At 44.7% G+C, this 19,370-nt stretch carries 18 protein-coding genes and 2 riboswitches; of the genes, 9 read left to right on the top strand and 9 right to left on the bottom strand.

Features of this window, described 5'->3' with window-relative positions; translation table 11 throughout:
- Positions 1 to 233 precede the first annotated feature (233 nt).
- A riboswitch (cyclic di-AMP (ydaO/yuaA leader) is annotated at positions 234 to 415 on the top strand.
- A gap of 149 nt (positions 416 to 564) precedes the next feature.
- The 3 genes from KCTCHS21_RS21975 (at position 565) to KCTCHS21_RS21965 (ending at position 3,445) form a co-directional block, all read left to right on the top strand.
- The gene (locus tag KCTCHS21_RS21975) at positions 565 to 1,854 is read left to right on the top strand and encodes a TrkH family potassium uptake protein (protein WP_130613436.1); all 1,290 of its coding nucleotides are present in this window, start codon (positions 565 to 567) and stop codon (positions 1,852 to 1,854) included.
- A gap of 15 nt (positions 1,855 to 1,869) precedes the next feature.
- Complete coding sequence (locus KCTCHS21_RS21970) at positions 1,870 to 2,532, top strand: potassium channel family protein (RefSeq protein ID WP_130613434.1); 663 nt, start codon at positions 1,870 to 1,872, stop codon at positions 2,530 to 2,532.
- A gap of 148 nt (positions 2,533 to 2,680) precedes the next feature.
- Positions 2,681 to 3,445 (top strand): polysaccharide deacetylase family protein, encoded by a 765-nt coding sequence (locus KCTCHS21_RS21965; RefSeq protein ID WP_232057918.1) that lies wholly within the window; start codon positions 2,681 to 2,683, stop codon positions 3,443 to 3,445.
- Positions 3,446 to 3,537: 92 nt separating this feature from the next.
- Here KCTCHS21_RS21965 and KCTCHS21_RS21960 read toward each other — a convergent pair whose 3' ends face one another.
- Together KCTCHS21_RS21960 and KCTCHS21_RS21955 are read right to left on the bottom strand one after the other, a co-directional pair.
- Positions 3,538 to 4,185 (bottom strand): 3D domain-containing protein, encoded by a 648-nt coding sequence (locus KCTCHS21_RS21960; RefSeq protein ID WP_130613429.1) that lies wholly within the window; start codon positions 4,183 to 4,185, stop codon positions 3,538 to 3,540.
- Positions 4,186 to 4,190: 5 nt separating this feature from the next.
- Positions 4,191 to 4,348: riboswitch (cyclic di-AMP (ydaO/yuaA leader) on the bottom strand.
- Positions 4,349 to 4,532: 184 nt separating this feature from the next.
- Positions 4,533 to 5,441: a LysR family transcriptional regulator gene (locus KCTCHS21_RS21955; RefSeq protein WP_130613427.1), complete on the bottom strand. Its 909-nt coding sequence runs from the start codon at positions 5,439 to 5,441 to the stop codon at positions 4,533 to 4,535.
- Positions 5,442 to 5,612: 171 nt separating this feature from the next.
- On the opposite strand from KCTCHS21_RS21955, the gene KCTCHS21_RS21950 reads away from it, so the two are divergent.
- The 3 genes from KCTCHS21_RS21950 to sdhB are packed head-to-tail and all read left to right on the top strand — an operon-like array spanning position 5,613 to position 8,837.
- Complete coding sequence (locus KCTCHS21_RS21950) at positions 5,613 to 6,284, top strand: succinate dehydrogenase cytochrome b558 subunit (RefSeq protein WP_130613425.1); 672 nt, start codon at positions 5,613 to 5,615, stop codon at positions 6,282 to 6,284.
- An 18-nt stretch (positions 6,285 to 6,302) separates the two neighbouring features.
- Positions 6,303 to 8,060 carry a succinate dehydrogenase flavoprotein subunit gene (sdhA, locus tag KCTCHS21_RS21945; RefSeq protein ID WP_130613423.1) on the top strand — a complete coding sequence of 586 codons (1,758 nt, stop codon included), beginning with the start codon at positions 6,303 to 6,305 and terminating at the stop codon, positions 8,058 to 8,060.
- A 3-nt stretch (positions 8,061 to 8,063) separates the two neighbouring features.
- Positions 8,064 to 8,837, top strand: coding sequence for a succinate dehydrogenase iron-sulfur subunit (sdhB, locus tag KCTCHS21_RS21940; RefSeq protein ID WP_130613421.1), 774 nt, complete (start codon positions 8,064 to 8,066; stop codon positions 8,835 to 8,837).
- A 333-nt stretch (positions 8,838 to 9,170) separates the two neighbouring features.
- On the opposite strand, the gene KCTCHS21_RS21935 is transcribed toward sdhB, so the two are convergent.
- The 4 genes from KCTCHS21_RS21935 to KCTCHS21_RS31770 are packed head-to-tail and all read right to left on the bottom strand — an operon-like array spanning position 9,171 to position 13,482.
- Complete coding sequence (locus KCTCHS21_RS21935) at positions 9,171 to 10,319, bottom strand: TolB family protein (RefSeq protein ID WP_130613419.1); 1,149 nt, start codon at positions 10,317 to 10,319, stop codon at positions 9,171 to 9,173.
- On the bottom strand, positions 10,316 to 11,809 hold the full coding sequence (locus tag KCTCHS21_RS21930; RefSeq protein WP_130613417.1) for a sensor histidine kinase: 1,494 nt from the start codon (positions 11,807 to 11,809) through the stop codon (positions 10,316 to 10,318). Before KCTCHS21_RS21930 ends, KCTCHS21_RS21935 begins: the two co-directional genes overlap by 4 nt.
- Complete coding sequence (locus tag KCTCHS21_RS21925; RefSeq protein WP_130613415.1) at positions 11,806 to 12,489, bottom strand: response regulator transcription factor; 684 nt, start codon at positions 12,487 to 12,489, stop codon at positions 11,806 to 11,808. Before KCTCHS21_RS21925 ends, KCTCHS21_RS21930 begins: the two co-directional genes overlap by 4 nt.
- A 27-nt stretch (positions 12,490 to 12,516) precedes the next feature.
- Positions 12,517 to 13,482, bottom strand: coding sequence for a D-alanyl-D-alanine carboxypeptidase family protein (locus tag KCTCHS21_RS31770; RefSeq protein WP_232057917.1), 966 nt, complete (start codon positions 13,480 to 13,482; stop codon positions 12,517 to 12,519).
- 232 nt (positions 13,483 to 13,714) lie between these two features.
- On the opposite strand from KCTCHS21_RS31770, the gene KCTCHS21_RS21915 reads away from it, so the two are divergent.
- Positions 13,715 to 14,395: a sensor domain-containing protein gene (locus KCTCHS21_RS21915; RefSeq protein WP_130613413.1), complete on the top strand. Its 681-nt coding sequence runs from the start codon at positions 13,715 to 13,717 to the stop codon at positions 14,393 to 14,395.
- A gap of 32 nt (positions 14,396 to 14,427) precedes the next feature.
- Here the strand turns inward: KCTCHS21_RS21915 and KCTCHS21_RS21910 are convergent, their stop codons facing one another.
- A complete protein-coding gene (locus KCTCHS21_RS21910; RefSeq protein ID WP_130613411.1) occupies positions 14,428 to 14,736 on the bottom strand; it encodes a winged helix-turn-helix transcriptional regulator in 309 nt (102 codons plus the stop codon).
- A 174-nt stretch (positions 14,737 to 14,910) separates the two neighbouring features.
- On the opposite strand from KCTCHS21_RS21910, the gene KCTCHS21_RS21905 reads away from it, so the two are divergent.
- Entirely contained in the window at positions 14,911 to 15,615 is a 705-nt protein-coding gene (locus KCTCHS21_RS21905; RefSeq protein WP_130613409.1) for a pirin family protein, read from the top strand.
- A gap of 223 nt (positions 15,616 to 15,838) precedes the next feature.
- On the opposite strand, the gene KCTCHS21_RS21900 is transcribed toward KCTCHS21_RS21905, so the two are convergent.
- Positions 15,839 to 16,651, bottom strand: a complete 813-nt coding sequence (locus tag KCTCHS21_RS21900) for a histidinol-phosphatase (protein ID WP_130616647.1) — start codon at positions 16,649 to 16,651, stop codon at positions 15,839 to 15,841.
- A 24-nt stretch (positions 16,652 to 16,675) separates the two neighbouring features.
- A complete protein-coding gene (locus KCTCHS21_RS21895; RefSeq protein ID WP_130613406.1) occupies positions 16,676 to 17,578 on the bottom strand; it encodes a LysR family transcriptional regulator in 903 nt (300 codons plus the stop codon).
- Positions 17,579 to 17,775: 197 nt separating this feature from the next.
- Here KCTCHS21_RS21895 and KCTCHS21_RS21890 point away from each other — a divergent pair, with 197 nt between their 5' ends.
- On the top strand, positions 17,776 to 19,368 hold the full coding sequence (locus KCTCHS21_RS21890) for an MDR family MFS transporter (protein ID WP_130613404.1): 1,593 nt from the start codon (positions 17,776 to 17,778) through the stop codon (positions 19,366 to 19,368).
- The last annotated feature ends 2 nt before the right edge of the window (positions 19,369 to 19,370 follow it).

Genomic DNA, 19,370 nt, shown 5'->3' with positions numbered 1-19,370 from the left:
GTAAACGTATACAGTTGGTTCTAGCTAACTACTACCTTAATTTCCATCAAGTATCTCTCATTTTCGACGAAAATGAAAGGAAAGCGAGCGATAATCATCGTGCGAGGGCTGAACATGTGGGTTGCTCTCCATTTAATCGTCTAGATGGCTAGGTTTGCCCTCATTCTGACGTTGTCCCCCACACAGGGAAAGAATATAATTCGTAGGTACGTCTTAAATCGACTTCAAGTTCATTTAATGAATAGCCGAATTTCATGTTATTGAAAACGGGGGAACCAAACAATCACGTGTACAAGTTCAATTGTATTCGGAGATCCCGGGGTGAATTCCAATTGTGTTTACTTAACATTGGATAGGGCAGCCTGTTCGAGCCCGAACCCGACAGCTAACCTCGTAGGCTATACGAATGGGAATCATGTGCGAAATCGAAGCACTGGGGTTCCAGTGTTTTTTGGTGATTCAGAAAGTGTGTATGAATTTGGTATGAATTTGTAGTTAGAGGTGACCTTCTTGTTTAGAAAAGTCGTTCGATGGTTCAGTGTTTCTCCACCGAGAACACTCCTTATGGGTTTTGCATTCATTATTTTTATAGGCGCACAGCTGCTACGCCTGCCGATCGCTTCCATAAGCGGACAATCGATGTCCTTTATAGATGCCTTATTTACTTCCACCTCTGCCATGTGTGTGACGGGGTTAGTCGTATTTGATACGGGAACTTACTTTTCCACCTTCGGTCACTGGGTTATTCTTCTGCTCATCCAGATCGGCGGAATCGGCTTCATGACAGTTGCCACACTGTTTGCTCTTATCCTCAGGAGAAAAATATCTCTTAAGGAAAGGCTTATTTTACAGGAGTCACTTAATCAAGGAAGTATTGAAGGCTTAGTTAGACTCGTTAGAAAAGTCATTGTTTATGCATTGGCTCTTGAAACTGTTGGTGCCATTTTGTTTTTTATCCGTTTTATGTTCGATATGCCTGTAGGAAAAGCTTTGTATCATGGTGTGTTTCACTCCATTTCTATTTTCAATAATGCCGGATTTGATTTGTCGGGTGAATTCAAAAGCTTCTCAGCTTACTCGTCGGATGTATATATGAATATCGTTTCAATGGCACTCATTATTCTCGGTGGCTTTGGTTTTATCGTGCTTGCGGATTTGTTCGATTGGCGCAAAAAACAAAGGTTTTCATTACATACCAAAGTGGTGCTTAGTGTAACAGCTATTTTGATCGTTGTCGGCACACTTGTTATTTTCATATTTGAATACACGAATGGGCGATCTGTGGGAGATACCGGGTTTGGTCATAAATTGCTCGTATCGCTATTCCAATCGGTCACCACTCGTTCAGGAGGAGTTACTACAGTTGATGTTACGGAATTTCGTCAAGCGACGCAATTTTTCATCATCATTCTGATGTTTATCGGTGCTTCTCCTGGGTCGACAGGTGGAGGGATTAAGACAACGACTTTCGCTGTTCTAGTCGGTGCAGTGCTGGCGATGATTCGTGGTAAGGACGATGTTGTGTTATTCCGCCTCCGATTGGCACAGGAACGAGTGTACAAGGCGGTTACGGTCACTTTGTTCTGTATTGGGATCGTCATGCTTGGAACTATGGTGTTAGCAACGACTGAGGATGCGGCCTTCTTGAAAATTCTGTTCGAAGTAACCTCGGCGTTCGGTACGGTCGGCTTGTCTATGGGGTTAACTGGTGATCTAACCGTGACGGGGAAAATAACAATCATCATTCTGATGTTCATAGGTCGTTTAGGGCCTTTAACTTTGACTTATGCTCTGGGACCAAAACAGGGAAGAGCGCTTTATCGTCATGCAGAGGGGAAAATCATAATTGGGTAGGGGGCCGGAAGCCGGATGAAAGTGAATCAATTCGTAATAATAGGGCTGGGACGGTTCGGATCAAGCTTGGGGACTGAGCTTATGAGGCTAGGTAATGAGGTTCTTGGTGTCGATCGTGATGAAGAGAAGGTCCAGGATCTTTCCCATATACTCACACATGCGGTAGTGGCGGATGCGACAGAGGAAGAGGTGCTTCGATCCATTGGTGCGCGTAACTTCGATTGCGGTATTGTTGCGATTGGGGATGATGTCCAAGCGAGCATTTTGGCTACGATTCTTCTAAAGGATCTTGGGGTCAAAAAGGTCGTGGCTAAAGCGGTATCGGATCTGCATGGGCGTGTGCTGGAACGAATTGGTGTTGATCGGATTATATATCCAGAGCGAGATATGGGAATCCGGGTAGCGCATCAGCTCGTATCGCCTAATCTGCTGGATTATATTGAGCTATCGCAGCAATATACAATAGCAGAGCTTGCTGTCCCCCAGTGCCTATCAGGGAAATCGTTAGACGATGTTAATCCAAGAGGCAGATTTGGCTGCAGTATTGTGGCCATCAACAAGCCCAAAGGAATTATTATTGCTCCCGTAGCTAAAGATGTCCTTACCATAGATGATGTTATGGTTGTTATTGGAACCAATGTACAAATCGAGCAGTTCCAGGATTCAATTAGACAATAGCTTGTTAAATGAATAGGTAGCAATCCCAGAAATCTCCACAACTTCGGTAGCAGACTAGTATGGAAAGTAATTACTTCCCTTTTGAATGAAAAACCTCCCATTCGCTCAGGCTATAGGTAAGATGAGCGGTATGGGGAGGATGGGCGTGATGAGAAAGAGGCGTTATGGAAAAGCGGTGATGGTGCTGATGATAGGCACGATCACCCTTTTGTCTTTATGGACGAATAGCTCTGATGCTGTAGCTAAGCCTTCCGGTGTAAAATGGTCTGAGCTTGAGCGCAGATATGAGGGTGTTTTTGTATTGTCTGCATCGCGCGGATCACGCAAAGTGGCATTGACGTTTGACGATGTCCCAGATCCAAGGTTTACGCCACAGGTGCTCAATGTGCTGAAGAGGAAGAAGATTCATGCGACCTTTTTTGTCGTTGGAACACGCAGCAGTAAGCATCCCGATTTATTGAGGCGTATCCATAGAGAAGGCCATAACATTGGCAACCATTCGTACAGCCATCCTGATTTTTCGAAGCTACCTTTGGTGAAAATGCAAGAGCAGATCGGCAGAGCGGAGGCGGTAATAGAGGGGATTGTTGGGTTTAATCCAAAGCTTGTGCGCCCGCCATATGGTGAAATATTGCCAAGACAATTAGAGTGGGCGAAGAAAAAGAATTATACCGTTGTCAACTGGGATGTGGACTCCTCGGATTGGCGTCAATTGAGCGCAGAGCAGGTTTTTCGGAATGTGACTAGAGCAGTTCGGCCAGGATCAGTTGTCCTAATGCATGCAGGAGGAGGCCAAGGCCAGAATTTATTAGGCACAGTTAACGCACTTCCGCGAATTATAGACTGGCTTCGCCTTCATGACTATGAGCCAGTTACTTTGACGGAGCTATTGGCCATACCTGAGAAACGGTAGGGACAAGCATTATAGAAAAAAAGGGCCATCCAACAGCACATTAAATGTGATGGATAGCCCCAAAAGATACAGTTTTCTGTAAAAAACCTTACTTAGTTCAAAATATATACCTTAACACTCTGAAATCCAAAATCAGATACAAAATTGCGCGAGCCAGGAACGAAAATGTCGATACGATTGCCTTTAATAGCGCCGCCCTTATCAGTTGCTGTAGCGACTAAGCCGCCTGTCGGCAAGCCGGCGAAATCATACCCAGTAATGAAAACCTTGGTTCCTAAAGGAATAACATCTGAATCAACGGCTATCGTTCCAAGCTTAAGCGGATTGCCGAAGTAATCAACTGCGCCCCATTTGCCATTCTCCTCAGATGAAGCCGAATAAGCTGATGCTGTGATGTTTATGACTTTGGAGAAGGGTAAGGATTGACCGCTTGACGTCGTAATGGATTGGGCCGAAACTACTGGTTCGGCTATTGGGACGGAATCCATTGCTGCTTTCGATAAATTGTTCGGGATAACCAGTTTTAATCCTGCGTAAATGTTCAATGGATCAACTTTAGGATTGGCATTCATGAGCTGCTGAAGCGGGACACCCATTTGCTTCGAGAGCTTCCAGAACGTATCGTTTTCCTTAGCCGTATAGGCGGTAGCCGCGTGAGCGGTTAATCCCGGGAGCAGAATAGCAGCTCCTAATACTAGCGCTGCAGATCGTGTACTTAGCTTTTTCCAACTGTGATTCATTGATAAAATCCTCCTAGATTGGCCGGCGAGGTTAGCTGTCGGACTCGGGCTGGGAGACAACCCTACGCTTGATTATTGCGATTCACCCCAAGTACAATCGGTTGCCCGGAAGGTACTTTTGTTTCTTTTCCCCCGCACCTGGCGGTTTTGGCCGAATTTTTGTGCAAATCTAAGCATGGTTACTAAAACAATTACTAAACCATTCATTAGATCGCGATGTTACAACGTACTACCCCTTCCATTGTTTGGGTAGCCGCCTTTACTACTTGTAAAAGGTTAGCATAGTAAAGAGGGGTATCCTACAGGAAAGTTAAGGTAAACGCTCTCAAACCCTTGCTACGACAGGCTTAAATAGTGGTCTGGTTCCGGGCAAAATAAGCTCTTGTTTCCTCAATGAGATAGCGTGTAGAAGGTGCAAGCCACGCAGGATCGCCATGGATAAGAGACGTCGTCCGCTTTGTTTCCTCCAGCTCTGGGATTCGCACGAGATACAAATCATTATCTTTAAGCACTTGCTCGCGTAAATAGGATTTGGGCAATAGAGTACCTGCTCTACAAGCGGACAACAAACGGATGATCGCCTCGAAGGAGTCGATTTCCATGCGGACGTCTGGCTTCAGATTATGCCTACGGAATAACTGGTCAGTAAGCGTGCGATACCAAGTGCCTGGAGCGAACAAAATCATCGGCAAGCCATTCAAATCGTCGACCTCAAATTGTGTTCTTTCTAATATAAAGTGTGTTCTAGGAAGAACGAGTATAAGATGATCGTCAAACAAGGGTAAACTGGTAATGGAGGCATCGTCCTCGACGGATGAGGCGACTAGTCCGAAATCAACCTTGCGTTCCTTTACTAGCGTAGTAATTTCATGCGACTTGCCGGTCACTGCTTTAATTTCAAGATTCGGGTGCTTCTCTGTCATCGCAGTAATCAGAGCAGGTAGTGTCGTCTGAAGGGTCGTTAGACTAGCGCCAATTGTAGCTATAGGTGCTTCCGCGGATTTGAAGGCGTTCAGCTTCTGTAAGTAGCTGCCGTGAAAGCGGCGTAGCTCCAATGCAAATTCGTAAGTGAGCTGTCCGGCTGCAGTTAGCTCCAATCGCTTTCCGATTCTTCTGAATAAATCGACCTCTAGCTCAGATTCTAGTCGAGCAATTCTACGTGATAAGGCAGGCTGAGATAGATTTAGCCTTTCGGCCGCTTTATTCAGACTTGTATGCTCCACAATCATAGAAAACAGACGCATATCCTCAAGCATATGGCTTCACCATTCCCTTATGCAAAATAGTTATAAGTAATAATATTAAATAAGCAATTCCATTATAAGCGAAAATAGAGTAACCTTAAAAGCGATGACATTAAGGTGACGATTGGTTAAGTCTGACATTAAAGTCGAACAGAAGGATGCGAAAGGAGATCGAAGACAGATATGAAAGGTAATTCTTACCTACCGAGAAAGCTTCATTCGCTACTTGGTGTAATTCCGCTCGGATTGTTCATTATCGAGCATGCATTAACGAACTACTCCGCTTGGGAAGGCGGAACGGAGGGCTTTAGCAGCATGATTGATCTGCTAAATAGCTTGCCCCTCGTTTTCTTTATAGAAATGTTCGTTATATGGCTCCCGATGTTATTTCATGGGGTTTATGGTTTGTATATCGCTTATCAATCAAACGTAAATACGGGGCGATTCAGCTACGGACGTAACTGGGCATTTACGTTGCAACGGATTACAGGTGTAATTACGTTTATCTTCGTAGCTTGGCACGTTTACGAAACCCGTGTTCAGATTGCACTTGGTAATGTCACGCATGAGGAATTAGGACAGCACATGAATAGCATCGTAAGTAATCCAACTGTATTTACGATTTATGTTGTTGCCGTAATTGCTGCAACCTTCCACTTTGCTAACGGTCTCTGGGCATTTCTTGTTAGCTGGGGTATTACTGTTGGTCCGCGTGCACAAAAAATTTCTTCTAATATTTGCATGGTCATCTTCGTGATCATTGCTACTTTGTTCTTATTGTCTCTGTTCGCGTTCCGCGGCGATGAGTTCGCATCGGCAGCAGCAGCTACATTGAGTTCAGTCACAGTAGGTTAGAGGGAGGGAGAACTTAGAATGGCTACTCAAAAGGTAATTGTCGTTGGAGGCGGGCTTGCTGGCTTGATGGCGACAATCAAAGCGGCTGAAGCCGGGGTAAGGGTTGATTTATTTTCAATCGTGCCTGTAAAAAGATCACATTCCGTTTGCGCGCAAGGTGGCATAAACGGAGCAGTTAATACCAAAGGTGAAGGCGACTCCCCTTGGGAGCACTTTGATGATACGGTTTATGGAGGCGACTTTCTCGCGAATCAGCCGCCAGTAAAAGCGATGTGCGAAGCAGCGCCGGGTATTATCCACTTAATGGACCGGATGGGTGTTATGTTCAATCGGACGCCAGAAGGTTTGCTTGATTTCCGCCGTTTCGGAGGTACACAGTATCACCGTACAGCTTTTGCGGGTGCAACGACTGGTCAACAGCTGCTTTACGCGTTGGACGAGCAGGTACGTCGCTGGGAAGCTGCAGGACTAGTGCAGAAATTTGAGCATTGGGAATTTACTTCGGTCGTTCTTGACGATGACGGAGTATGCCGCGGTATTTCTGCGCAAGATCTACGCTCCATGGAAACAGTAACCTTCCGTGGCGATGCTGTTATTCTTGCAACAGGCGGTCCTGGTATTATTTTTGGTAAAACGACGAACTCGGTTATTAATACAGGAACTGCTGCGAGTGCTGTATACCAACAAGGTGTACATTATGCTAACGGCGAGTTTATTCAGATCCATCCGACTGCGATTCCGGGAGACGACAAGCTGCGTCTTATGAGTGAATCTGCACGTGGTGAGGGCGGTCGTATTTGGACTTACAAAGACGGTAAGCCTTGGTATTTCCTCGAGGAGAAATATCCTGCTTACGGAAATCTTGTACCACGGGATATCGCGACTCGTGAAATTTTCCATGTCTGCGTAGATGAAAAGCTGGGCGTCAACGGCGAAAACATGGTTTACCTCGATCTATCTCACAAGGATCCTAAAGAGCTTGACGTTAAGCTTGGAGGAATCATTGAGATTTACGAGAAATTCATGGGCGATGATCCACGGAAAATTCCGATGAAAATATTCCCGGCCGTTCACTATTCGATGGGCGGAATGTGGGTTGATTACAACCAAATGACGAATATCCCAGGATTGTTCGCATGCGGTGAATGCGAATATCAATATCATGGTGCTAACCGTCTTGGTGCAAACTCTCTCTTGTCCGCTATCTATGGCGGTATGATTACGGGACCTAAGGCGATTGAATATATTAAAGGCTTGAAGAAGTCTTCTCAAGACCTTGATGAGCAGGTATTCGAACGCGAGCGTAATAAGCAATCAGCGAAATATGAGTCGATCCTGAAAATGGATGGTAACGAGAACGCTTATGTTCTTCACAAAGAGCTTGGCGAGTGGATGACGAATAACATGACGGTTGTTCGTTATAACAAAAAGCTCGAAGAGACCATTCATAAAATTAAAGAGCTTAAGCAGCGTTACAAGAATATCAATATTAACGATGCTGCTCGTTGGAACAACACGGGCGTCGCCTTTACTCGTCAGCTGTGGAACATGATGGAGCTAGCTGAAGCTATGACTTTAGGAGCTTTGATGCGTAATGAAAGCCGTGGAGCTCATTACAAGCCAGAATTTACAGAGCGTGACGATGAGAATTTCATGAAGACGACTAAGGCGACATGGACTGCCGAAGGTCCGGAAATTACTTACGAGGATATCGATGTTTCTCTCATCGCTCCACGTAAACGTGATTACTCCACGAGCAAGAAGAAGGAGGGCTAAGCAGTGGCGGAAACAACAACCAAAACAGCTGCTGGACGTAAAGTTAAGTTTGTTATTACGCGCCGGGAGCGTCCAGAAGCCTCCTCATTCACGGAGGAGTTCGAGGTTCCTTATCGGCCGAACATGAATGTTATTAGTGCGTTGATGGAAATTCAACGTAACCCTGTTAAAGCGGATGGCGGTAGCACGTCTCCAGTATGCTGGGAATCGAACTGCCTAGAAGAGGTTTGTGGCGCATGTTCAATGGTCATTAATGGCAAGCCTCGTCAAGCTTGTAGCACGCTTATCGACAAGCTGGAGCAGCCGATTCGGTTAGAGCCTATGTCGACGTTCCCAGTCGTTCGCGACTTGGTTATCAATCGTGAGCGTATGTTCGGTGCGTTGAAGAAGGTTAAAGCATGGATTCCGATTGATGGAACATACGATCTTGGTCCTGGACCTCGTATGGCAGAATCCAAGCGTCAATGGGCATATGAATTGTCCAAATGTATGACCTGTGGCGTTTGCCTAGAAGCTTGCCCTAACGTTAACGACCGGAACAGCTTTATCGGTCCTGCTTCGATTTCGCAGGTTCGTCTGTTCAATGCTCATCCAACTGGTGAGATGAACGCGCATGAGCGTTTGGACGCGTTAATGGAAGAAGGCGGCATTGAAGGCTGTGGTAACTCACAGAACTGTGTGCGTTCTTGTCCGAAAGGCATCCCACTTACTACCTCTATCGCCGCTATGAACAAAGACACAACTAAGCATTTGTTCAAGAAATGGCTGGGTATGTAATCGCATAACGTAATGTCAAAGAAGTCACTATGGGAAGGATTAATCCTCTCATAGTGACTTCTTTGCATGGGTTGCTAATATTTGTAGTTCCTAGTTCGCTGACAGCGGGTTGCAGCAGATGAAACTCCGGTATTCCACCAATTAGTCCGCTGGTAGCGAGGCAGATAGAGGAACGAGGATTCACTAATGTTACTTTTTGTAGGCTGGCTAGGCAGGTAGTGGACGGTGCTTGCGCTGATGCTGCTTTTTGCGATCTGGAGGAGTAAGTTTTGGTTAGGCGGCTGGAGTGTGCTACCGCCGTCGTTCTATGCTATGGACGGCGGAGCTAAATTGTTATCGTTTAGTATTCGAGCTTGCATTTACTCGAACGAGGTAGGTGACAAACCGGTTGCGGTTTTTTTGTTCGTCAGGCTGCGTACTTGTTATCATTAGGCGGTTGCCAGTTGGACTCCATTGTAGGGTGTCCGAAATGAACTTGATGTCAACAGATAAGGCGTTAGAGAGACCAGTTGATTCATCGGCGACGTAAATTCCTCTCAAGACCCCACTATAGCCTAAGGCTGCATAGGCTAGGCGAGTACCATCGGGCGACCATGCTGTTCCGAAGATCTGCGAGTCTTGAGCAACTGCTGTTAGAATATTACCTTGTAAATCTGTGATGAGTAATTCGACTGCTCCGCTTTTAATTCTTCGAACGATAGCGAGCTTCTGATCGTCAGGAGAAGGGACGACTGATAAGACCTTGTCCAATGAAGATGCAACCTGCTTTTCTTTTGGAGAGCCAAATAGCAGGTTAGCCGTATTTTTATCGTTATAAGGTGTCGTGTAATACAGTTTGTTGTTGAGATAGGAAATATTGCTGATAAAAGGAATCCGGGTTTCAATAAGCTTCTTTGGTTGGGGGATATCCACATTTGCAAAATAGATTGTACCTTCAATAGAGGCATATACTAGTGAATTGTTATCTACCCAGCGACCATTCCCCACTTCCATTGCGTCCCTTTCCGTAAACGCGAACGTCTTTCGAGTAGGGATATCCATAAGATACCCTTGTCCAGTGTTCGCTTGCAAATCAAATGTTTTGTAGAATAGCTTACTTTTATCAGGGCTTACTTGCGCAAATCCTTGATTTCTGTTTTCAGGATAAAGGGCTGTCTGCGCGCCGGATTGCAGGGATTGAATATATAAATTGTGAGGATACCATTGTGCTCCTTCGGCTTCTTCGGGCGGGAAATCTGTGTTTTCTTTATCTACAATGATTTCATCCTCGCTAATCCAATCCATCCCTCTTACATCATCTAACCGTACCAAAGCATCAATTGAGGACTTCTCATAAGTTATTTTTTCCGGATTATCTAAAATAGTTATTTGCTTATTAGAGCTTTGCCCTAATTCTACACTACCCACATTTACGCTCTGACAGCCAATAAGGGCAATGAGGCTTGCAAGAATGAGAAATGATTTGAATGTACTTGTGCTCATCGGAGGACCTCCTTCTTTGATATGTCATTACGAGATTGATAAGAGGGGAAGGATAAGCTAAAGGCCGTACCAGCTTCACTGTTCATCAACTCGATTGAACCGCCATGCTTTTCAACTAGCTGTTTAACAAGGGCGAGTCCCAGTCCGGTTCCGCCGGTTTGTCTTGATCGGTCAGTGTTAGCAGTAAAGAAGGGCTCGAATATTTTATCGCGTGCTTCCTCAGGAATTCGAGTGCCGGTATTGCTTATTTCAATAATGACCTTGTTTTCTGTTTCATGATTAGAAATCATAATTTGTCCGCCGGGCATGTTGTATTTAATCGCATTATCTAAGAGATTGATGATGATATGAACGACATTTTCGCGATCTGCCCAAATTACAGCTTCTTCTAGATGGGAGATCATGACGACATCGAATCTTTCTGCCTTTGCCTTCATTCTGTCAATAAGACCCAGCAGCAGCTCTTGTATATCCACCAGCTCCGCTTGATGCTCAAATTCGTATTTCTCTAATGCGGCTAATCGGAGGATTTTTTCAACCATGTCAATCAATCTCTCCGTTTCAAGGCTAATATGCTGTATCGCGTCACTGTGCAAAGCTTCATCATCCCGGTACATCTCCATCAACTCGACGTAGGCTTTAATGGAAGTGAGGGGAGTCTTAAACTCATGACTAATATTGCCGATAAACTGCTTCTGCTGCTGCTCAAGCTTCTGAAGCTTGACCACAGCTTGACGAAGCTTGTTCTCCTCCGCAATCATAGCGGTCATACTATTCTGAATTTCTGTGCTCATATAAAAAATTCCTTGGCTAAGCTGTCCCAGCTCATCCCTTCGCTTAAGAGGATGAGACAACAGAAATTGCCCTCTGCGGATATGCTCGGCGGCTTGGTTGAGCTTAATGATGGCCGAGGTAGCACGTCTAAAATAGAGATAGCCCAAAATAAAGCTAGCGGCTAGAACAGCTCCTCCGGTAAGGATGAACAAGCCTGCGATTGTATGGTAGAACTTTATGTCTTCGGCTTGCGAATATTGAAATAGGATGACGCCCATCTGCTCGTTGGGGCCTTGCAGAGGGGCTAAGTAATATAATAATTGTCCTTCGCGTTGATAGGCTATCTTTCCTTGCAGTGCAATAGATAAGGCATCCTCAACAGCATAAGACGAGCTTATGGGAACGGAATCTCCTACCTTCTTGCCAGTGCTGTCATAAAGTACAACATGCATGCCTGCGTACACGGCTAAGTCCATGGCAAACTGCTGTCCTCGATTACGAAGAAACGGCTGAGCTTCGATAGGTGGAGAAGTCAGATAGGCTTGCTTAATGCTGAGATTGGCTATTCTTGTTTGCTGAAGGAGCTCCTTCTCCATTTTCTGCTGCTGCTGATCCGCTATGCCCTTCAGAACGAAGATGCTAAGCACCAGTACAGTGAGCAATAATAGAATGGCAAGAAAAAGACTAAACTTTATTTTGATGCTAATCGCGGTCATTGTCTGATCACAACGGCTTTGTATCCTACTCCGAACACAGTTTGCAGAACGAGCTGCCCCGTCTCACCTAATTTTTTGCGCAGGCGCTGCATGTGAATGTCTACCGTCCTTGTTCCGGCCGCGTACTCGATCCCCCAGAGGGTATCCAGTAATTCATCTCGTGTGTATACCCGTTCTGGATGGGAGAGCAACAGTGTAAGTAACTCAAATTCCTTAGGTGTTAATTCTACTGGTCTATCCTCAACTAGAACAGTACGGAGCTGTAAATGTATTTTCAAAGCGCCTGCTGTAATCGTTTCTGCTTCGGGCTCTTTTTTTTCAAGGCGACGCAGGAGCGCTTTAACCCGTGCAATAAGCTCTCGAAGGTCAAAGGGCTTAGTCATGTAATCATCTGCGCCCATTTCTAGCCCAACGATTTTGTCCACGATATCGTTTTTGACAGTAAGCAGAATGATCCCCATATTAGAGCGATTATCCAGCTTCCTACATACCTCATACCCAGTCAGCTTAGGCATCATTACGTCTAGAATAGCAATGTGAGGTTTAAAGCTGAGTGCCTTTTCCAGAGCAGCTTCTCCGTCAAAGACGGTTTCTACGTCATATCCTTCCCTGCGAAAGGCATAAGAAATGGGATTGGCGATGCCTGGCTCATCGTCGGCTACAAGAATTCTTTTGTTCATAGGGTCACCTAGTCATAGAGCTTCAATTTATTTATTAACGGTAGCAGATATAGTATCAAAATATTGCTCAAGCGTCACTTTCTTATTAGTTATATCCTTTGCAACTTCTTTGCCAATATACCGAATATGCCATGGTTCGTAAGAATATCCCGTTATAGACTCTTTACCCTTGAGGAATCGAATGATAAACCCATGCTCTGCAGCATGCTTCGCAAGCCATTTTCCTTCAGTGGTTTCACCAAATTTTTCAACAAGATCATATCCGGCGCTAGCGCTAGAAACATCCATAGCGAGACCCGTCTGATGCTCACTTTGTCCAGGGCGTGCACTTGTCCGATTTGCTACTTCTTCGCCCTTTTTATCGGAATTACTTTGAAAAATAGATTTTTGAGTGGCATAGGAGCGATAACCGGACACGGCTTTTAGGTCGATTTTATCTTTCTTCGCTGCCTTAAATAGGGATTCCAAAGCTAGAGCGGCTTCCCTGCGCATTTGTTTCTTTGGTGAGCTGCCTGAGAAAGAAAATGGCACATTAGGTACTGTCAAATCCTTAGGCACATAAGTCGAAGATAGCATGCGCTTTTTATTAACGAGTATATAATTACTTGAAGTGTTGGTTACTATTATTTTGCCGTCCGAGTCTTTTTTGAAATTTAGTTCAGGTAAGTTAGCAGCTAGAAGAGCGGTTATATCGGCTGGCTTAACAGGCTGCTTAACAGGTGGATTAATGTTCCCAGTAGGCGTAGGCTTCCCTGTGGGCTTGTCAGTGGGTTTGACAGAAGGTTCTTCTATTGGTTGCTTTGTAGGTTCTGTAGGCCCTCCTGAAGGTGCTACAGAGGGCTCAGGTGATGGCTTCGGTGTTGGTTTAGTAGAGGGAGAAGCGACGATAGGTGCTGTTTCAGGCTTGCTATGCGTCAAGGCTTCTGCTTTAGACCATAAAACACCTATAGCGATTATGCCGATTGCGGCGGAAAAAACGATTCTCTTATTCATAGATGACTCTCCTTCAGATGTTTTGTCTGATGTTAGATTACGAGAGTCATGTTTCTGCGTTTTATCGACATGTATCGAAATTGTAAACATATCAAAAGGATTAAAAAGTATTCTAATAGGCTAATGCAGCCTAGACTTTAGTCCAGTGTTTAACTGATCCAAAGCCAAGTGCCCTTTTCCGAATTTTCCCTTATGATTAAGGCAACGATGGTTAGTTGGGAGACAAGAAATAATGAAGCTTAAGAAGGCACTCAAAGCGTGGAAAATTTTAATAGGATCACTACCGCGACGGATTATTATTTTTGTAATAGCTATTGCAGGTCTTTGTGTAGGACTTTCATTGGCCGTATTCGTCGTTGGATTACCATTACTTGCAGGAACTCTTATTTGGTGTCATCGGATGCTGCGCATAGAGAATCGGTTGATTTCGGATTATGAAAATAGAGAGGCAGATAGTATCCAGCACCAAACGTTAGAGGAGGGGATGAGTCTAAAAGCGGTAGCCGGTGACGAAAGGCTTAAAAGCTGGCGGGGATGGCTTGAGGTGTTAGGGGACATCCAGCAATATCGAAATTTGGCGTATGGCATTATTCAGCTTCCGATAGGTATTCTTTCGTTTGTATTCGCTATTCTCATTCCAGCAGTAGCTATCGGATTAATGTTATCGCCACTGGCGGAAGTAATAAGCTCAAAGTTTTTCTCATTTCATTTGTTCGACAAGGAATGGCTCATGAATGTTGCGTTTCCGAATTGGTCGAATTTGCAGCGGTCATGGTTTACCGCGGGAATTGGGTTAGCGCTCTTCGTCACTGTACCATTTCTATTGAGGAAGCTGGGAGGCTATTATGCCTCATGGATTTATTGGATTTCGGGAACTCATCGAATAACAAAAAGCAGCGAGCCAGTAGTATAGGCTCCGCTGCTTTTTTTGTTATTGCTCGTTCATTACATCCAGTTCTCGCCCCACGTTTGAATGGATAGAATGACTTCCTCTAAGTTGTGGCCTTTTTCTGTTAATTCATATTCGATACGCACCGGCATTTCTGGATATACGGTTCGGGTAAGAATTCCAATTGATTCAAGCTCTTTCATGCGATCTGTCAGCATCTTATCGCTCATGTCAGGAATTTGTTCTTTAATATCCTTAAACCGTTTGGGACCACCGAGTAGTACTCGAATGATGAGCCCCGTCCATTTTTTACCCAGTAACTCAGCAGCCGATTCGTACTTGGGGCACATTTTGGAATAGTCCATACCGATTCCCCCTTTGTTGTTCATTTTAACATACTCACTTCCGAAAAGTAAGTAAAAATTAAAAATATGTTAGTTACTTTACATTTGTAAGTTACTATGGTAGTATTTGAATTAGCAAAAGAGTATGCGCTCAGCAATTCAGTTAAACTGAATTCATACAGGGGGGTTATTTCATTGATCAATATTCAACGCGCTATCGAACGTTATTCGGCGGACCATGGCTGGTTAAAATCAAACTTTAGTTTTTCCTTCGCGGATTATTATGATGAGAAATACTTGCAATTTGGACCGATGAGAGTTTTGAACGACGATTCCATTGCGGCAACAGAAGGATTCGGCATGCACCCTCATAGGGAAATGGAAATTGTTACTGTGGTGCTGAATGGGGTTCTGGAGCATAAAGACAGCTTAGGCAATCGTGCTGAAACGACATGGGGCGGCATCCAGAGAATGTCGGCAGGCACAGGAGTGTTTCATTCGGAATACAACATTTCCAAAGATGAGCAGCTTGACCTACTGCAGATGTGGTTTTTGCCAAGCGTGAAAGGGATTAGTCCTTCTTATGAAACAACAGAATTCGATACAGAGGGATTGGCGGACACTTTGGTTCCCATTGCTTCCTCAAACGGAGTAGAGGGGAAAATCGCGCATGTGCATCAAGATATGACGATCTATTTATCGGCTCCTTCTGCGGGTAAACCGTTAGCTTTTACACAGGGGGCGGGCAGGAAGGTGTTCTTGTTCGTGCTCGAAGGTGAGGTTAGCGTTAATGGTGAAGCAAAGCTTGGGCGCAGGGATGCAGCGCGGATAGAAAATGTTCCTGAGCTGTCCATTCTGAGCGAAAAAGGTGCTCGTATTATGTTGATAGATCTACCTTAATAAGGAAAATGTGATTTTGTTACACAAATGAAACATTCCTGTTATCGTTCTGTCGCAGAACTCGGATATTATAATAAACAAGACCCCCTTTTTTCATAATATTGAAGCCTGCCACCGATGGCAGGCTTCCTTTTTTTTGTATGGCACGCCTTGGGGCAACCGACGCGGCTGAGGGAGCATTAACCATAAAATCTATAACTATTGCCCCCGGCCAACGCGGCTATCACAAAGGAACGATGATTTTATGCTTTTGCCGGAAAAAGACCCAGCGCTTGAAGCCGATTTCTTGCAATCGCTTCTGCACGATATCCCATTCATCCCCAACACGATCAGGGACGTGAGCGTCCGATCCAAACGTAACATCAACTCCGAAATGCAACGCACGCTCGAGCAAGGAATCCGATGGATACCACCCGCCGCAATACTTTGTTTTGCCGCTCGTGTTAATCTCGATAGAAATATCGTTTGCAGCAACTGCTTTTAGCGTTTCGTCGATCTCAGCTTCTGCGCCGGTAATATTAGCGAAGAGTGGGAAGTACCCCTTCATGGCGTCGATATGACCAAGCACCTGGAATAGCCCACTATTGGCCGATTCACGAATAAGCTCATAATAATGCTTTTTTTCATCGATTTGCTCAGCCTCGGTTTTACCGTTCCAGCGATTGCGGTTAAATATGCTTATTCCTCTTGTTTGGTGTACGGAGCCAATAATGTAGTCGAAAGGGTACGGCTCATAGGACTTTCTGTAGAGCTCAATTTGATCTATGTAAAAGTCAGATTCCACACCCAGCAATACTTCAATACGATCCTTGTATTTTTCCTTAAGTCTCAGCACCTCGGCGATATAATTAGGGAAGTCGCTTCTGGCCATAGCGATACCTGGCTGAGGCTGGTCTTGTTCATGGGCAAAATAAGGCGAGTGATCTGAAATTCCGATTACCTGAAAGCCGGCATCTATTGCCGATACGATATAATCATTGATTTTACCTGATGCATGGCCGCATCTGTCATGGTGGGTGTGCAAATCAAATTTCATCATCCTCACTCCTAATTGTCACTTTTATTCGCTACCTACGAATTGGTCCTCGGGCATACCTTTCAAATCATTCAAAAATTGTAGCATAGCACTGTTCACGTAACGCCCAGACTTGGTCATTACTCCGACGGGGTGGCTAACTTCAACATCGTTAATCGGAATCATTTTTAGTGTTCCTCTTCGAAGCTCTACCGCGATCGACAGCTTCGAGACGAAGGCCGCTCCCATGTTAAGCTCAACCATCCGTTTTACTTCCTCACTGCTTCCTAGCTCCATGACGATATTAGGCTCTAGCCCGTTCTCACGAAATAACCGATCCACGAAACGCCGTCCCAGCGTGTCTGGAGATAACAAGATAAGGGGAACATCCTTGAGCATGCTGATCTTAATACGATTGGAGGAGGCTAGAGGATGCTGAGGAGCAACGACAAATTCAAAGGTGTCGTAATAGAGCACAGAGGTTTCTACCTGCAAACTGCGGTCCGTTAAATAACCGATACCGATGTCAACGGTTCCATTTTCCACGCTGGACAGCACTTGGGTAGAGGACATGGACTGGATGCTCGTTTTGATAAGGGGGAATTGATTTTGAAAATAGGACAAAACCCTCGGCAAAATTTGAATAGCAATCGATGTCGTTGTACCTAGAATGATGTGTCCCTGTGGAATATGGTTCAAATCCGTCAGCTTCTGCTTTAGCTGCTCCACGATTGCTAATATTTGCTCTGCATGCGCTAGAAATACCTGACCCCGGTCTGTAAGTGTAACAGGATGATTGCGGTCCACTAACATGGCTTTGAATTCATCTTCTAAGCTTTTAATTTGCGCTGATACGGCAGGCTGCGTCAAATTGAGCACTTCGCCCGCTTTCCGAAAGCTGAGTGTTTTGGATATAGTGACCAATGTCTCCAGCTGGCTAATGTTCATGTGATCGCCTCCAAGCATTGAATATATTTATCAATTGAACAAAAGACTATAAATAAGAATTGTCGATCATTCCATTATAGGGGATTATTTATTTCGTAGCAAAGTGTTGAGTTCTACTCAAATTTGAGTATAATATGGAATGCAGAACTCAAATTTGAGTAAATTAAGATCAGAGTATGGGAAGGAAGTTGAAATGCATGGATGTTAAAAAAAGCAATCATCGCTTAGTTGTCGCAGGCTTGTTGCTCGGATTATTTATGGCAGCACTCGACCAGACGATTGTTTCTACGGCAATGACTACTATTATTAAAAAGCTCGGAGGATTTGAAAGCTTTATTTGGGTTTATTCCGCTTATATGATTGCTATGGTTGTATCAACGCCTATATTCGGAAAGCTATCCGATATGTATGGTCGCAAGCGGTTTTTCCTAATGGGGCTAGTATTGTTCTTAATAGGATCTATTTTGTGTGGAACGGCTATGAATATGGATCAGCTTATCATTTACCGGGCTATTCAAGGAATCGGCGGCGGGGCATTAATGCCGATTGTGTTCACTATTATTTTCGATCTGTTCCCAGCTGAAAAACGAGGCAAGATGATGGGATTGTTCGGTGCAGTGTTTGGAGTATCCAGCGTATTCGGACCTATTATGGGTGGAGCGATTACGGATAATCTGAGCTGGCGCTGGATTTTCTACATTAATGTGCCGATTGGAATTTTGGCTATTATTTTTATTGTGAAGGCTTACCATGAGACGAAGGTTACCCGTAAGCAAGTCATTGATTGGGCTGGGGCTATTTTGCTTACAGGTACTATTCTGTTTTTAATGTTCGGACTCGAGCTGGGGGGATCGGACGGCTGGGCATGGGATTCCCTTAAGACGATTTCGTTATTTGTAGCCTCTGGGGTACTGCTTGTTCTGTTTCTACTGGCAGAAAAATATGCTAAAGACCCGATTATTAAGCTCAGTCTTTTCCAAAAGCGATTGTTCACAAGCAGTATGGTCATAAGCCTTCTCTATGGTGGAGTAATGATAGCAGGGGCTACTTATATTCCTATTTTCATTCAAGGTGTATTTCACAAGACAGCAACGGAAACGAGCTCAGTTCTAACCCCGATGATGCTTGGTGTTGTACTAAGTAGCCAGATTGGCGGTAGGTTCGCGACAAGATTCCGATATCGTGATGTTATGGTCGTATCAGCCATTACATTACTTGTTGGGTCATGCTTGCTTGGATTCGTTATGGATACTTCGACAAGTCGATTATTGATTACTTTGTTCATGGTTATTATTGGATTGGGTATGGGTGTTTCGTTCTCACTCTTGAACATCTCTACGCTTAATTCCGTGCCGCCACAATACAAAGGCTCAGCCTCCTCCTTAATTACGTTCTTTAGGACGATTGGCTCTGCACTAGGTGTAACGGTGTTCGGTACTTTACAGAAGCATGAGTTTCAGAAAGGTATAGCTGAAGTGCCTAATCTTAGTCCTGCGGTGGCGGAGAAGATTAAAGGTGGCCAAGTGCTACTTGACCCTGAGATGCAAGCTAAGATGGGGTTATCCTCAGATGCTGTTAACCATTTATTGAGTAAGCTTGCAGACTCCATAATCTTTATTTTCCAATGGTCCGTGATTTTACCTATAATTGCTTTGGTGTTTGCTCTTCTAATGGGTCGAGCTCGGATGGAGAAATCCACCCCAGGACAACCTGGAGCATCTGGACCAGGGAATTCCCAAAATCAGAAGGATGGAGCATCTAAGCCAGAGCCATCGTTCCATGGGGGGTAATG

The organism is Cohnella abietis (assembly GCF_004295585.1).
Lineage (GTDB): Bacteria > Bacillota > Bacilli > Paenibacillales > Paenibacillaceae > Cohnella > Cohnella abietis.
The sequence above is the reverse complement of the archived record's forward strand: the minus strand, read 5'-3'. Positions and strand labels throughout refer to the sequence as shown.